Source organism: Bradyrhizobium sp. S3.7.6, from assembly GCF_054061875.1.
The window spans coordinates 628,631-642,721 of sequence record NZ_JBSSEQ010000001.1; the positions used below are offsets into that span (position 1 = coordinate 628,631).

Sequence of the window (14,091 nt, forward strand, 5' to 3'; positions counted from 1 at the left end):
ATCACCTCGCGCTTCTCTTCGGGCAATTGTATCATCGTTCCATGAGCGAATCCGGCACGGTGACTGGCGAGGCCACGCCCGTCCGCAAGATCATCCATATCGACATGGATGCCTTCTATGCGTCCGTGGAGCAGCGCGACAATCCGGAGCTGCGCGGCAAGCCGGTCGCCGTCGGCGGCTCCGCGGAACGCGGCGTCGTCGCGGCCGCGAGCTACGAGGCCCGCAAGTTCGGTGTTCGCTCCGCGATGCCGTCGGTGACCGCGAAGCGGCAATGTCCCGACCTGATCTTCGTCAGGCCGCGCTTCGAGGTCTACAAGGCGATCTCCAAGCAGATCCGCGACATCTTTGCCGAGCACACGCCAATCATCGAGCCATTGTCGCTCGACGAGGCCTATCTCGACGTGACGGAGAATTTGCAAGGCATCCCGCTGGCGCGGGACGTCGCCTTGCGGATCCGTGAGAAGATCAAGGCCGAGACCGGCCTCAACGCTTCGGCGGGCATCTCCTACAACAAATTTCTTGCAAAGCTCGCCTCCGATCATCGCAAGCCCAACGGTCAGTTCGTGATCTCGCCGGAGATGGGACCCGCCTTCGTCGAGACGCTGCCCGTCGGCAAGTTCCACGGGATAGGCCCGGCGACCAGCGCGAAGATGAACGCGCTCGGCCTGTTCACCGGCCTCGACATCCGCAACCAGACGCTGGAGTTCATGAATGCGAATTTCGGCAAGTCGGGCGCCTATTACTACTGGATCTCACGCGGCGTCGACGAGCGACCGGTCCGGGCCAACCGGATCCGCAAGTCGATCGGCGCGGAGACGACGTTCTCGACCGACCTCGACGAATACGGCGCGCTGGCCGCCGAGCTCAAGCCGCTTGTCGACAAGGTCTGGCGCCATTGCGAGACGACCGGCAACCGCGGCCGGACCGTCACCCTGAAGATCAAATTCGCCGACTTCGAGATCATCACGCGCAGCAGGTCCGTCACGGCGCCGGTTGCAGGCCGGGACGATCTGGGGCGGCTGGCCTGCGGCTTGCTCGAAGCCGAGATACCGCTACCCAAGCGCGTCAGGCTGCTGGGGGTGTCGCTGTCTGCCCTCCAGGACGGCGACGATGCGGAGCCGCAGCTGACTTTCGGTCTTTGAACCAGGCTGGAAAGGCCCTCCGCGAACGCGAGATCCTTGTCCGCGGCGCGGCTCCAAACCAGCCATGGAAGGTGGCGGGATTTTCAGACCCGCCACCGATGAAGGCCGATCCGCTCGGGCCAATCAATGCCTCACATGCTCGAACACGACGATCACACCCGTCGGCTCCGGCTCATGGGCCATCAGGCGCGTGAGGTCGGCATCGCTCCAGTTGGCGAGGCTGACGACTTCGCCGGTCTGGCGCTCAGCGCCGACCGACGGCGTCGGCTCGAGCACCTTCAGGCCCGTTTCGTCGACGAAGAAGGTGTGTTCGCCGAACATGCTGTTGAGCTGCGGCATGGCGGGATGTTCGTCGGGCAGCACCTGGGCGCCGAGTTGGTTGACGGTCTGCTTCACCTGTTCGGATGTGAGCTTCATGCGCTGCTCCGTTTCTGTCGTGCCGGGTTTCAGTGAGTTGAGCCAAAACGGGCGTTCCCTGCGCCTGTGTCGCCTGGCTCAAATTCCCGAACGGGTGTTGCGCACGAATGTTCCGGAAAAATGCATTTCGTGATCGCGAGTTTCATCTGCCGCGCTCACGGCACGGGACCGCCACACGAAGCACACGATCCGCCTGTCGATGCCGCTATTCGGCGGCTTCGACGATCCGGATGTCGCGGTCGGCGCCGTCTCCGAGCAGGTCGTGAGCGGCCTTGTAGGCGGGACTTTCATACGCCGCCCTGGCGCGCTCGACGCTATCGAACTCGATGAGAACGACGCGTTCCATCAGGCCGTGCTCGTAGGCCGCAACCGGCATCCCGCGCGCGAGCACGCGTCCACCGGCGGCCTCGATGGCCGGACGCGACAGCTTGGCGTAGGCCGCCATGGCGTCGGGGCTCTTGATCGCGCGGTAGGTGGCAACCCAATAGGCTTTTGCCATTTTTATTCTCCTGGTTTCTCGTGACTTAGTGCTCGCCTCGGTTCTCGCCAACCGAGAGCGCGCAGATGCGTGACAGATATGTGTATGGCAGACCGGTCTCCTCGGCCCAGGCGTTGAACTGTGCCTGCACTTTTGCGAGATCGCCCTTTGATTTGACCTCTTCGGCGATGTCGAGGCCGGCATCGCGCAGGCAGGCGACGACATCCCTGGAGGTGACAAAACCATCCCAGCCGACGAAGCGCAGCAGCATCTGCCCGGTGTTGCCGCCGAGCCGGCTGCCGCGCTTCGTCAGGAGATCGAGCAGGCCGACCTCGTTGGATGGCGGCCATTTCGCCAGAAACTTGCCGAAGCTGCCGTGCTCTTTTGCGATCTCCTGGACGAAGCTGGCGTTGTCGCGCACCGACATGATCTTGGCGCCGTTGCGCACGATGCGCGCGTCGCGCACGAGGCCCTCCCAATAGTCCTCCGGCTGGAAGGTGAGCTTGGCCGGCTGGAAATGCAAAAACGCCGCTTCAAAGCCGTCCCATTTCGAATCGATCACGCTCCAGGCAAAGCCCGCGCAAAACACCCGCCTGGTCATCTCGGCGAGGATGCGATCGTCGCCGAGCTTGGCGAGCCCCTTCAGGTCGGGCTTTTCGGGCATCAGCTTGTCCAGCGCCTTGGGGCCGCCCTTGCGTTTCTCGGCGCGGGCACGAATGGTCTTGAAGGAGGTCATGCGGATACGGGCGTTTGAGGATGCGCCACGACATCAGAATTCGATGACACGGTCCAGCCCTGCGGCGCCCGGTCACTTGCGCACGCCAATGCGCCGCAGCATGCTGCCGGCCATTGGCTTGACGAAGAGAGGCAGCCATTCTGGTCTGCTTCTTGCTTTGTAATTAACGTTTTGGAATTCCCAGACCTTTTCAAACCCGCCCACGGATTTTCAATGCGCTGCCTGGTCGTGGCCGATTTGCACTACTCGCTGCCGCAGCTCGACTGGCTGGTCAGCGCGGCACCGCAGTTCGACCTCGTGATCTTCGCCGGCGATGCGCTCGACATCGGCTCGGTGGTGGATTTTCGCGCGCAGATCGTGGTGGTGAAGAAATACCTCGCGTTGCTCGCGGCGCAGACCCGCGTGATCCTCTGCTCCGGCAATCACGACCTCGACGAGCGCAATGCGGAGGGCGAAAAGATCTCGCGCTGGATCTCCGAGGTGCGGGAGCTCGGGATCACTTGCGACGGCGGCAACCTCACCATCGGCGACACGCTGTTCACGGTGTGCCCGTGGTGGGACGGCCCGCTGGTCAAGCAGCGCATCGTCGAACAGCTGCGCGACGCCGCCGAAAGCCGCCCGCAGCACTGGATCTGGGCGCATCATGCGCCGCCGGCGAATTCACCGACCAGCTGGGGCGGCAAGCGTTTCTTCGGCGACGTCGATCTGGTGCAATGGATCATGCAGTATCAGCCGTCGATGGTGATCTCGGGCCATGTGCACCAGTCGCCCTTCGTCGCCGACGGCTCGTGGTTCGACCGGCTCGGCCAGACCTGGGTGTTCAACGCCGGCCTGCAACCGGGACGGCCGCCGACGCATATCGTGCTGGATCTCGCTGCGGACAAGGCGTTCTGGCTGGCAGCGGGCGAAGCGCAGTGGATCGACCTCGGCGCACCGCTGAAGCGGCCCGCAAACACCATCGAGGAGCCGCCGGACTGGCTCACATCCTTGGATCGGATTGCCGATCCGAGCCTGGCGACACCTCGAGCGGCGGCAGGTTGATCATGCTCTGGAGCACCTCGCCGACCATGGCGAGATGCGTGCCGTGGCCAGCATATTGCCGCTTGAGATCGGCGAGATAAGTGTTGGCGACGTTGAGCCGCTGCGCCAGCGTGCGCGCGAGCAGCAGCGCGACCTCGGGCCGCTGGATGAGGAATGACGCCGCGTCCTCGAACTCATAGATGACGGAATCCGAGCTGGCCCGCACCGTCGCGGTGTGCGGCAGCCCGAGCAGCACGGACATCTCGCCGAACACGGCGCCGGGCTCGGTGATGGTCGCGACCACCGTGTCGCTCTTGAGCACCTCGAGCCTGCCCTCGACGAGCACGTAAAGATGGCCGCTGCTGGTGCCGCCCTCGGTAACGACCGACGTGCCGGCCATGACCTGCCGCTCCGTTCCGCCGGTGCAATGATCCAGAACTGCGCGCATCGCCGAAGCTCCCATCGCTAGGGAAATCCAGGCGATACTAGAGCACGATCCGTGCCAGGCGGCAACGCGCGGACGGCTACCGCGACAGGCGCTTTGCGAGGTGAACCGACTGCCAGTCTCCGAGACCGGTATCCCGGAAGCCCGCCTTCTTCGCCAGACCACGCATCTCGGTATTTGTCCGCGCCGTCTCCGCGGCGATCATCTCGTGGCCAAGATCGGTCGCCCGCGTCTCCATCGCCGTCATCATCTGCAAGCCGAGGCCCAGGCGCTGGAACGCATCGGCGACCGAGATGGCAAACTCGCCATGCCGTGCAGCCGCATCATAGGCGTAGTTCGCTTCGCCGATGATGGCGTGCTGCCCGTCCTGCCTGACTTCGGCGAGCAGGGTGAAATGACCGGGACGGCCCGTCTTCGCCACGCATTCGGCAGCGACCAGGGCGAAGTCGGTACGCGCGCCCATGAAGCGCTTGTTGCGCGACGTCGTGGACAGGCCGGTGAAATAAACCGACAGGTTCTCGACATCGGATACGCTGGCGGTCCTGATGCAGACCATGCCCTTCGCTTCGGCCAGTTCGACCGGCTCGACGACGGCTCCCGGAAACAACAGTGACATGCGTGATGCTCTCGGCAGGTTGCGTGGCTCGCACACCTAACCGAGGCCGCGCTTCCGCGGCTTGGACACCACTGCCAATCATGCGGCTGAAAACGAACAGCTCGTTGTCCCGTGCCGTGCATCACACACGGGAGAGTGACGGCACCTCGTCGGGCATGATCGCCTGGAGGCCGCCGAAGCGGCGCTCGCGGCCGTGGAAGGACGCCAGAGCCGCGGAGAGATCGCCCGCGTCGAATTCGGGCCACATCCGCTCGGTGAAGTGCAGCTCGGCATAGGCGCCTTCCCAGAGCAGGAAGTCCGACAGCCGCTTCTCGCCGGAGGTGCGGATGATGAGATCGACGTCGCGAAGGCCGGCTTCGCCGGTAACGAGCTGCGAGAAGGCTTCGCGGGTGAGGCTCGTCAATGCCGCCGCCTTCGCTGCGGCGTTGAGGATCGCGTCGCGCGCGGAATAGTCGACCGCAATGCGCAAGTGAAGCGCGCTGCCGTGCGCGGTGGCGTCTTCCGCGCGCGCGATCGCATTGGCGATGCCGTCGGGCAGACGGTCGCGGCGGCCGATCACGGTGAGGCGCACGCCGTTCCTGGCGAGGCTCTGCACCTCGTTGGCGAGATAGAAGCGCAGCAGCGTCATCAGCGCGGCGACTTCGGTTTTCGGCCGTCGCCAATTGTCGGTGGAGAAGGCGTAAAGTGTCAGCGTCCCGATGCCCTGCTTGGGTGCGGCCTCGACGATGCGGCGGATCGCCTCCACGCCGGCCTCGTGGCCGCGCAGGCGCGACAGGCCGCGGCGCGTCGCCCACCGGCCGTTGCCGTCCATGATGATGCCGACGTGAAGCTTCTCGTTGCGAGAGGTCATGTCGCTTTGCATTGCAAAGTCTCCGGTCAAAAAGGGGGATCAGGTCGAGATGATACCGAGACGGCCGAGCGGCGGCGCGTCGCGGCCGGCGGCCTTGGCGGCGTCGCGCACCAGCCGCTCGAGCACGGCGAGATAGTCGAGGAAGCGGCGGCGGCCCGCCTTGGTCAGGCGGCAGGTCGTGTGCGGGCGGTTGCCCTCATAGCCTTTGGTCACCTCGACGAGGCCGGCCTCCTGGAGCACGGCGAGATGCCGGCTGAGATTGCCGTCGGTGAGGCCGCAGAGCTGCTTGAGGTCGGCGAACGCCAGACCCTTCGGATGCGCCATCAGCGAGGTCAGAAGCCCGAGCCTCGCCTTCTCATGGATGACGCGGTCGAGCCCTTCATAGGAGAAGGGTGCGCTGTCAGTCTTCGACATCATGGTCTCCGGACGCGAAATACAGAATGCCCGCCATCACCGACTGCCCGATCACGAAGGGCAGCCCCATGGTCCACGGCGATAGCGTGTGAGTCCGGCTCGCGAGCACCACGACCGCGAAGCCGGAAATAAAATACCAGGCGCCGGCGAGCGCGACGGTGCGCGGCAGCGAGCGGACGGAAGCGAAAATGCCGAGCGACACCAGAATCTGCCACAGGCCGGGCAACAGCCACAGCGTCTCGCTCGCGAACTTCCACATCACCACCGCGAGCAGCACGCCGGCGACGCCCGCGGGCAGGAACTGCTCGACCGCCTGATGGATCATGGCATCGGCCAGGCCGGAATGATGACGGCGCGAGCGTGCGCGCATCTCGATGCCGATCATCAGGACGGAGAGCACCGCGGCCATGAACCAGCCGAAGAAGAAGCCGACCGGCTCGCTGGTGGGATCGCCGAGCAGCCAGAATTGGAGGATTGCGGTGAGAAGCGCGACGGCGCCCGTCGCAGCGATCGTCGCCGGGCCGTAGCCGCGGAACGCCGTGCCCGCCGCAATCTGGTTGCGGATCGCCACGATGTCGGCCAGTGCCTTGTCGAGATCGCGCATTGGCAACGCCAAAACCCCGCTCCGCCCAATTAACCGGGACCGCCCGTCCCGTCACTTTGTATCGCAAAGTATATAGCACCGCAAAGTAAAGGCAAGCCCGGAAGTCGCAGCCGGATGGTTCGATCCGCACAAACAACTGTCGGTTGCGCCGCACGACCTCGGCCGGATAAGATGGCTTCAAAAGCATTCCGGGGGGAAGGAAGTATGTGGCTTAAGTCATTTGTCGTCGCGTCTCTGTTGCAGGCGAGCGTCGCCGGCATCGCGCATGCGAAAGGACCATTCGGCAGCGTCAATGTCGGCAACTGGATCGGCGGCGCCTTCAGCAATGACGAGACGGGCGCCTTCTCGCATTGCGCCGCGACGACGCCTTATGCGAACGGCGTCATCCTCGTCGTGAGCCAAAATGCCGCCGGCACATGGTCGCTCGCCTTTGCGAGTCCCAGCTACCGCTTCAACAAGGGCGAGAACGCCGCGATCGACGTGACCTTTGACGGGCAGGAGCAAGCCAGGCTGTTCGCCACGGCGTACCAGCCCAACATGCTCACGGCCATCATGCCGGTCAATGTTGTGCGTACGTTTCAGAAGGCGAGCCTGATGGTGGCGACGGCCGGCCGCGCCGTTCTGAATTTCGATCTGACCTCGACCGGGCCGGTGATCGCTGCATTGGCCAATTGCGTGACCAAGGTAAAAGCCGACGGGCTCGACAAGGCCGGCGACTTCACCAAGATCGCCGCCAAGCCGCAGCCTGCGCCGGACAAGCAGGCGCCGCCGGCCGGCGGCAAAGTTGCCAGAGCCAAGACCGGCACCGGCTTCGTGGTCAGCGCGAACGGCCACGTCGTCACCAACAACCATGTGATCGACGGCTGTGTCGGCGACATCAAGGGCAACCTCACCGGTGAGGCCGCGATGGTGCTGCGCGTCGTGTCGAGCGACGTCAACAACGATCTCGCTTTGTTGCAGGCGCCGTCGATGACGACATTCAAGGACTTTGCGCGGATCCGCGATCGCTCGATCCGCTCCGGCGATTCCGTCATCGTAATCGGCTTTCCCTTCCATGGCTTGCTCACGTCGGACTTCACCGTGACGACCGGTATCGCGAGCTCGCTCAGCGGCATGCGCAACGACACGCGTTTCCTGCAAATCAGCGCGCCGGTGCAGCCCGGCAATAGCGGCGGCCCGCTGTTCGACACCACCGGTCAGATCGTGGGCGTGGTCACCGCAAAGATCCCCGCACTGCGCATCGTCGCTGCGACCGGCAACATTCCGGAGAACATCAACTTCGCCATCAAGACCGGCATGCTGCGCGACTTCCTCGACAATTCCGTGGTGCCCTACCAGACCGCCGAACCGAAGGGCGAGCTCAAGACCACCGACATCGCCGGCAACGCGCGGCCGTACACGATGCTGATCTCGTGCAACGGCACGGAGCAGGCCGACGCGAAGCGGTAGACTGCGCTTCAGCCTCCGCTGTCATGCCCCGCGAAGGCGGGGCATCCAGTACGCCGCGGCTTCTAGATTCGACACGACCGTCTCGGAGTACTGGATCGCCCGGTCAAGCCGGGCGATGACACCGTTGGTGTGGGCACAGCGCACCCGCCCCCTCACCCGTGGCAGCACGCTCCCTTCGCCTGCGGCTCGTACTGGTCGCGCGCAGGCGGACCCAGTCCATCGGATAGGGCAGGCCGCCCTCGTGACGACCGAGCGGGGTGAGGTCGAGATACTGATAGGCCGCGTTCATCATGTCGAGACCGCGCGCGAAGCATGAATAGGTATGGAAGATCTCGCCGGCCTCGTTGCGGTAGAACACGCTGATACCGGGCAGCTCCGGACCGTAGAACGGCGTGGTGCCGAAATTATATTTGGGCACGCCCTTGTCGATCTGCTCGCGCGTGAACGAGACCTCGTAGTCGTAGTTGAAGTCGTTGCTTCCTGACGAGACCCAGTCGAAGGTCCAGCCCATCCGCTTCTTGAAGGCCTCTAGCTTGGCGCTAGGTGCCAGCGAGATCGCAACCGTGGAGGTGTCGCGCGCGGCGAGGTGCGGCACCATGCGATCGAGACCGTCGGCCCAGAACGAGCAGCTCTTGCATGCGGCCTCCCAGTCGGGTGCAAACATCACATGCTGCACCACGAGCTGCGGGCGCCCCCCGAAGAGATCGCCGAGCGTCACCTTGCCGTTCGGTCCGTCGAACACATAGTTCTTGTCGACCTTCACCCAGGGCAGCGCGCGGCGCTGCTCGGCGAGGCGCTCACGGGCCTGGCTGAGCTCCTTCTCATGTGCCAGGTGGGCCTTGCGGGCCGCGATCCATTGCTCGCGCGAGACGATCTGATGTTGCTGCACGGTATCCTCCATGGTGTCAGGCGACGAAGGCGTCGAGCTTGTCGAGGAACGAACTCCAGCCGCGCTGGTGATTGTCGCGTGCGGTTTCGTCGAAGAACTGGGCGTGATGGAAGATCATCAGCGTGCCGGCGCTATCGGGCTTCAGCGTGATCGTCACCAGCGATTCGCGCTCCGGCGTCGAATGCCAGGCCCAGGTGAACACCAGCCGCTCGTTCGGCACGACCTCGCGATAGATGCCGCCGGCCTCGAAATATTCGCCGTCGTCACCAGTGAAGCTGATGCGGTAACGGCCACCGGTACGGACATCGAGCTCGGCGTCCAGCGTCGCCGGCTTCATGTTCGGCGGCCCGAACCACTGGACTAGCTGCGCGGCTTGCGTCCAGGCGGCGTAGACTTTCTCCGGCCGTGCGCGGAGCCGGCGCGTGAGCGTGAGGCTTGGACGTTCGTTTGGACGCTCGCTTGGACGTTCGGCTGTGCGGGGATCGGCGTTGACGGCTGCGTTGGCCATGTCTTGTCCTCCACGAAGGTGGCGAGGCGGTCGAACTTCTCGGACCAGAACTGCGCGTAGCGATTGAGCCAGTTCATCGCCTGCTCCATCGGCTGCGCGGTGAGCCGGCAGGACACCGTGCGTCCGGTCTTCTCCCGCACGATCAGGCCCGCATCCGTGAGCACGTCGAGATGCTTCATGATCGCCGGCAGCGAGACCGGAAACGGCGCGGCCAGCTCGCTCACCGACAGGCCGTCCCGCTCGCCGAGCCGCGCGAGAAGGGCACGCCGCGTCGGATCGGACAGCGCCGCAAAGGTCCGGTCGAGCGTCTCGTCTCTATACTTAACCATTTGGTTTAGTATAGACGTGAACGAGAAGGCGTCAAGCAGGAACCCGCGCGTCCGGATCTGCACGACTGCGTGATCAGGCAGTGCTCAGTGTGAGGCGCGACTAGTACGGACGAACGTACCGACCGCGTAGTGACGGCTGAAGCGGAGGCCGTACGGCCACCTGGGCAGGATTTTGCGCGCAATAGCCCTTGCGGCCCGACGCGCTCATCTGACACTGCTCGCGGGTCTGATAGGAGCAGTCGCCGGGATAGCCGTATTCCGAGTTCTGAATGCACCACGCGTAATCATAGTCCGCGCGCGCCGGGCTCCCGCCAGCGAGCCACACAAGGACTATGGTGCCCAGCACAAATTGCGCCTTGCCCATGACCGACCTCCCATGTTCGCCGCGCGACATCCGACCTCACAGAGTGAAAGGCTCGCGGAGCCGGTTTATTCCGGAGCGATCGCGCAAAATACGCGGCTGCGCAATGCGCGCGCGGCTAGTACGGTGCAACGGGCCGCGCGCGACGGTGCGGCCGAGGTTGCGGCTGCGGCGCCTGGCCATAGGCCACCATTGGATTGGGCCCGCAGTACAGCAAGCGGCCGGAGACGCTGGCCTGGCATTGCTCATAGGTGCTGTAGGCACATTCGCCGGGATAGTCATACTCGCCGCCCTGGGCGCACCAGGGGTAGTCGCGGGCCGCCGCGGGCGTGACGGTGACGAAGCCGGCAAAGACCGTCGCGCCCAGCGTCAGCAGCGCCAATTGCGTCTTGCGCATGATCCAGACTCCTCTCTTCACAGGGCGAGATACGCGCCATGTATCATCAGGTTTCGCCGCGCCGTTTTATTCCAGATCAACGGAACGAAGTACGCAAGAAAAAAGCCCTGCCAGGCGGCAGGGCTCCAATCTCAGGGATCACAAGATCGCTACTCGACCTTCAGGCCGGCGAACTCGACGACCTTCTTCCACTTCTCGGTCTCGGCCTTGATCTCCTCGCCGAACGCCTCCGGCGTCTGCACCCGCGGCTCGCCGCCGAGTTCGACCAGTCGCTTGGTCATGTCGGGCTCCTTCATGAGCGTATTGATCTCATTGTTGAGCTTGGCGATGATCTCCTTGGGTGTGTTCTTCGGCGCGCCCATGCCGAACAGCGCGCTGGCCTCGTAGTCCTTCACGGTCTCGGCGATAGCCTGTACGTCGGGCAGCTGCGGCGAGCGCTCCGTGGTGGTGACGCCGATCGCGCGAAGCGAGCCGGAGCGGATGTGCTGGATGATCGAGGGCATGTTGTCGAAGATCACCTGCACCTGGCCGCCGAGCATGTCGGTGATCGCCGGCGCCGCGCCGCGATAGGGCACGTGCTGCATCTTGCAGCCGGTCAGCGCCATGAACATCTCGCCGGACAGATGCACCGAGGTGCCGTTGCCGGACGAAGCCATGTTCACCTTGCCGGGATTGGCCTTCACATATTCGATGAACTCGGCGACGTTCTTGGCCGGAACGTCCTTGTTGACGGTCATCACGTTCGGCACCCGCTGGAACGAGGCCACCGGCGCGATGTCGCGCACGAAGTTGAATTTGAGGTTGGTGTAGAGCGAAGCGTTGATGAAGTTGGCCGGATTGACCAGTTGCAGCGTGTAGCCGTCGGGCTCGGCATTGACGACCGATTCGGTGCCGATATTGTTGCCGGCGCCGGGCTTGTTCTCGATCACGAATTGCTGGCCGAGCCGTTCCGACAGCCGCTGACCGATGAGCCGCGCCAGGATGTCGGTGGCTCCGCCCGGCGGATAGCCGACCACCCATTTCACGGGCCGGGCCGGATAGTCGGCGGCAAAGGCCTTCGACAGCGGGGTTGCTGCAAGCGGACTGGCGGCGAGCAGGCCCAGCGCGGTACGGCGAGTGATCATCTCAAGGATTCTCCCAACGTGTTGTTCTTGAAAGCCAGATGGCTTCAAAGTGGCGTCGACGCGGTTCTAACAAAGCTTGCTGCAGGCGGAAAGTGCGCCGGGCGCATCACGACGAAAGGATTAAGGCATGCCGGTCAAGGTCGAAGCCCTCGATCATCTCGTAATCAACGTCGCCGACGTGGCAGTGACCTCCGAGTGGTACCGCAAGATTCTCGGCATGGAAGTCAAGGTGTTCGACCCCGGTGGCGGCAAAGCGCCGCGGACTTCGTTGCAATTCGGTAACCAAAAGATCAACGTCCGGCCGCGCGATGCCGACAAGGTGGAGTGGTTCACCGCGGACCATCAGACCGCCGGCAGCGAGGATCTGTGCTTCCTCACGTCTGCATCGCCCGACGAAGTCGTGGCGCATTTGAAGGCACATGGCGTCGCGATCGAGGAAGGCCCGGTTCCCAAGCAGGGTGCCCGCGGCACGCTGCGCTCGGTCTATTGCAGGGATCCGGATGGCAGCCTGATTGAGATTTCGTCGTACGAGGACTAGCGCGCCAAGGCGTGGATGGCCGGGTCAAGCCCGGCCATGACGGAGGAGAGAGCGTGCGCGCACCACGGAGTACGCCGCGCCCATCTTTCGCGCCCCCCGATTTGCTCCCTGCGTCATCCAATGGCAGGAAGACGCAATAATCGAAAGGCAGCCGCCATCAAGATGCAGGCTGCACGGGAGGAGCCATGCCACCTCAATACACCGAATCCAGACTCGTAGGACCGTTCGACGGGCTCGACGTACCCTGTCTGCTGAAGATGCGCGCCGCGGTGCGCCGCGATCATGCGTTCCTGATCTGGGCGCCGTTCGACGCGCCGGCGCGGCGCTGGAGCTACGGCGAGTTTCACGAGCGCGTCGGCGCGCTCGCGGCGGGGCTGGTGAAGCGCGGCGTCAAGCCGGGCGAATATGTGCTCATTCATCTGGACAATTGCATCGAGGCGCTGCTGGCCTGGTTCGCCTGCGTCGAACTCGGCGCCATCGCGGTGACCACCAACACCCGCTCGGCTCCGGCGGAGATGGAATATTTCGCCGATCATTGCGGCGCGGTCGCTGCGATCACGCAGCCGGCCTATGCCGAGATCGTCGCGCAGAACTGCCGCAACATCCGCTGGCTGGCGGTGACCTCGCACGATGCGGGTGCGGCGCCCGCGCAAGCGGTCTCGCGCGGCGACAGTTTCGATTCACTGTTCGCCGACAGCGCCGACCGTCCCAGGCGCGCGACCGACCCGCTCGCGCCGTGCAGCGTGCAGTACACGTCGGGCACGACATCGCGCCCGAAGGCGGTGCTGTGGACCCACGCCAACGCGCTGTGGGGCGCCAAGATCAACGCCGCGCATGAGGACCTTCATGCGAACGACGTGCACCAGACCTATCTGCCGCTGTTCCACACCAATGCGCTGGCCTATTCGATGCTGGCAACGCTGTGGGTCGGCGCCACCTGCGTGATCCAGCCGCGCTTTTCCGCAAGCCGCTTCTGGGGCGTCGCGCGCGAGCATGGCTCGACCTGGACCTCGACGATTCCGTTCTGCATGAAGGCCCTGCTCGAGCAGGAGATCCCGAAAGACCACAAATTCCGCCTGTGGGGCACCGCCATCAACGAGCCGCCGGCGTTTGCTGCGTTTGGCGTCAAGATGATCGGCTGGTGGGGCATGACCGCGACCATCACCCACGGCATCGTCGGCGAGGTCGACCAGCCCAACATCCCGATGACGATCGGGCGCGCCGCGCCCGAATATCAGATCCGCATCACCGACGATGACGGACGGCCGACCGAGGTCGGCGACACCGGAAATCTCTCGATCAAGGGCATCGTCGGGCTGTCGCTGTTCGCCGAATATCTGCACAATGAAAAGGCGACGCGCGAAAGCTTCGACGAGCACGGCTTCTTCCTCACCGGCGACCGCGTCGAGCGGCTGGAGAACGGCTTCATCAGGTTCGGCGACCGCGCCAAGGACATGCTGAAGGTTGGCGGCGAGAACGTCGCGGCCTCCGAGATCGAGCAGGTGATCGCGGTGGTAGCAGGCGTGCGCGAAGCCGCGGTGGTGGCGAAGAAGCACCCGATGCTGGACGAGGTGCCTGTTGTCTTCATCATCCCGCACGGCGGCGTCGCGGGCGCGGCGCCCGATCTGCATGATCGCGTGATGGCGGCCTGCGGCGCGGGACTCGCGGATTTCAAGGTGCCGCGCGAGATCAGGCTCGTCGACGACATGCCGCGCTCGACGCTGGAGAAGGTGGCGAAGGCGGAGTTGCGGAAGATGGTGGGGTGAGTTTTGTA

Annotated in this window: 18 protein-coding genes and 1 pseudogene; 5 read left to right on the forward strand and 14 right to left on the reverse strand. The window is 64.5% G+C overall.

Translation table 11 applies throughout. The features are described 5' to 3' along the window. The first annotated feature begins 41 nt into the window (after positions 1 to 41). Positions 42 to 1,142 (forward strand): DNA polymerase IV, encoded by a 1,101-nt coding sequence (dinB, locus tag ACVJ5M_RS02975; RefSeq protein WP_063980076.1) that lies wholly within the window; start codon positions 42 to 44, stop codon positions 1,140 to 1,142. Positions 1,143 to 1,265: 123 nt separating this feature from the next. Here the strand turns inward: dinB and ACVJ5M_RS02980 are convergent, their stop codons facing one another. The 3 genes from ACVJ5M_RS02980 to ACVJ5M_RS02990 all read right to left on the reverse strand — a co-directional run bounded on the left by ACVJ5M_RS02980 (position 1,266) and on the right by ACVJ5M_RS02990 (position 2,773). Beyond that, positions 1,266 to 1,559 (reverse strand): hypothetical protein, encoded by a 294-nt coding sequence (locus ACVJ5M_RS02980; RefSeq protein WP_063980077.1) that lies wholly within the window; start codon positions 1,557 to 1,559, stop codon positions 1,266 to 1,268. A gap of 205 nt (positions 1,560 to 1,764) precedes the next feature. Beyond that, a complete protein-coding gene (locus ACVJ5M_RS02985; RefSeq protein WP_028151136.1) occupies positions 1,765 to 2,058 on the reverse strand; it encodes a DUF1330 domain-containing protein in 294 nt (97 codons plus the stop codon). A gap of 25 nt (positions 2,059 to 2,083) precedes the next feature. After that, positions 2,084 to 2,773: a DNA-3-methyladenine glycosylase I gene (locus ACVJ5M_RS02990; RefSeq protein ID WP_063980078.1), complete on the reverse strand. Its 690-nt coding sequence runs from the start codon at positions 2,771 to 2,773 to the stop codon at positions 2,084 to 2,086. 213 nt (positions 2,774 to 2,986) lie between these two features. Between ACVJ5M_RS02990 and ACVJ5M_RS02995 the strand changes: the two genes are divergently transcribed. Then, complete coding sequence (locus ACVJ5M_RS02995) at positions 2,987 to 3,814, forward strand: metallophosphoesterase family protein (RefSeq protein ID WP_063980079.1); 828 nt, start codon at positions 2,987 to 2,989, stop codon at positions 3,812 to 3,814. Here ACVJ5M_RS02995 and ACVJ5M_RS03000 read toward each other — a convergent pair. The 5 genes from ACVJ5M_RS03000 to ACVJ5M_RS03020 form a co-directional block, all read right to left on the reverse strand. Then, positions 3,753 to 4,241, reverse strand: a complete 489-nt coding sequence (locus ACVJ5M_RS03000) for a Crp/Fnr family transcriptional regulator (protein ID WP_063980080.1) — start codon at positions 4,239 to 4,241, stop codon at positions 3,753 to 3,755. The genes ACVJ5M_RS02995 and ACVJ5M_RS03000 overlap by 62 nt on opposite strands. A 76-nt stretch (positions 4,242 to 4,317) precedes the next feature. Then, positions 4,318 to 4,854 (reverse strand): GNAT family N-acetyltransferase, encoded by a 537-nt coding sequence (locus ACVJ5M_RS03005; protein ID WP_063980081.1) that lies wholly within the window; start codon positions 4,852 to 4,854, stop codon positions 4,318 to 4,320. A gap of 121 nt (positions 4,855 to 4,975) precedes the next feature. Continuing rightward, the gene (locus ACVJ5M_RS03010) at positions 4,976 to 5,716 is read right to left on the reverse strand and encodes a di-trans,poly-cis-decaprenylcistransferase (RefSeq protein ID WP_063980082.1); all 741 of its coding nucleotides are present in this window, start codon (positions 5,714 to 5,716) and stop codon (positions 4,976 to 4,978) included. A 27-nt stretch (positions 5,717 to 5,743) separates the two neighbouring features. Then, entirely contained in the window at positions 5,744 to 6,118 is a 375-nt protein-coding gene (locus ACVJ5M_RS03015) for a winged helix-turn-helix domain-containing protein (RefSeq protein WP_063985952.1), read from the reverse strand. Continuing rightward, positions 6,105 to 6,722: a hypothetical protein gene (locus tag ACVJ5M_RS03020; protein ID WP_028155350.1), complete on the reverse strand. Its 618-nt coding sequence runs from the start codon at positions 6,720 to 6,722 to the stop codon at positions 6,105 to 6,107. The genes ACVJ5M_RS03015 and ACVJ5M_RS03020 overlap by 14 nt, the downstream gene beginning before the upstream one ends. Before the next feature lie 204 nt (positions 6,723 to 6,926). Here ACVJ5M_RS03020 and ACVJ5M_RS03025 point away from each other — a divergent pair, with 204 nt between their 5' ends. Beyond that, positions 6,927 to 8,171: a S1C family serine protease gene (locus tag ACVJ5M_RS03025; protein WP_063980083.1), complete on the forward strand. Its 1,245-nt coding sequence runs from the start codon at positions 6,927 to 6,929 to the stop codon at positions 8,169 to 8,171. 103 nt (positions 8,172 to 8,274) lie between these two features. Here the strand turns inward: ACVJ5M_RS03025 and ACVJ5M_RS03030 are convergent, their stop codons facing one another. The 6 genes and pseudogenes from ACVJ5M_RS03030 to ACVJ5M_RS03055 form a co-directional block, all read right to left on the reverse strand. Beyond that, entirely contained in the window at positions 8,275 to 9,060 is a 786-nt protein-coding gene (locus ACVJ5M_RS03030) for a DUF899 domain-containing protein (RefSeq protein WP_456679256.1), read from the reverse strand. A gap of 16 nt (positions 9,061 to 9,076) precedes the next feature. Further along, positions 9,077 to 9,409: pseudogene (locus tag ACVJ5M_RS03035) on the reverse strand (SRPBCC family protein); the annotation flags it as partial. Between the two features lie 11 nt (positions 9,410 to 9,420). After that, positions 9,421 to 9,897 (reverse strand): ArsR/SmtB family transcription factor, encoded by a 477-nt coding sequence (locus ACVJ5M_RS03040; protein ID WP_063980086.1) that lies wholly within the window; start codon positions 9,895 to 9,897, stop codon positions 9,421 to 9,423. Between the two features lie 100 nt (positions 9,898 to 9,997). Beyond that, complete coding sequence (locus tag ACVJ5M_RS03045) at positions 9,998 to 10,291, reverse strand: DUF3551 domain-containing protein (protein WP_321576601.1); 294 nt, start codon at positions 10,289 to 10,291, stop codon at positions 9,998 to 10,000. 85 nt (positions 10,292 to 10,376) lie between these two features. Beyond that, entirely contained in the window at positions 10,377 to 10,655 is a 279-nt protein-coding gene (locus ACVJ5M_RS03050) for a DUF3551 domain-containing protein (RefSeq protein ID WP_063980088.1), read from the reverse strand. A 149-nt stretch (positions 10,656 to 10,804) separates the two neighbouring features. Beyond that, entirely contained in the window at positions 10,805 to 11,779 is a 975-nt protein-coding gene (locus ACVJ5M_RS03055; RefSeq protein WP_063980089.1) for a Bug family tripartite tricarboxylate transporter substrate binding protein, read from the reverse strand. Positions 11,780 to 11,906: 127 nt separating this feature from the next. Here ACVJ5M_RS03055 and ACVJ5M_RS03060 point away from each other — a divergent pair, with 127 nt between their 5' ends. Both ACVJ5M_RS03060 and ACVJ5M_RS03065 read left to right on the forward strand, forming a co-directional pair. After that, the gene (locus ACVJ5M_RS03060) at positions 11,907 to 12,317 is read left to right on the forward strand and encodes a VOC family protein (protein WP_063980090.1); all 411 of its coding nucleotides are present in this window, start codon (positions 11,907 to 11,909) and stop codon (positions 12,315 to 12,317) included. Between the two features lie 185 nt (positions 12,318 to 12,502). Continuing rightward, on the forward strand, positions 12,503 to 14,083 hold the full coding sequence (locus ACVJ5M_RS03065) for an AMP-binding protein (protein ID WP_354099471.1): 1,581 nt from the start codon (positions 12,503 to 12,505) through the stop codon (positions 14,081 to 14,083). The last annotated feature ends 8 nt before the right edge of the window (positions 14,084 to 14,091 follow it).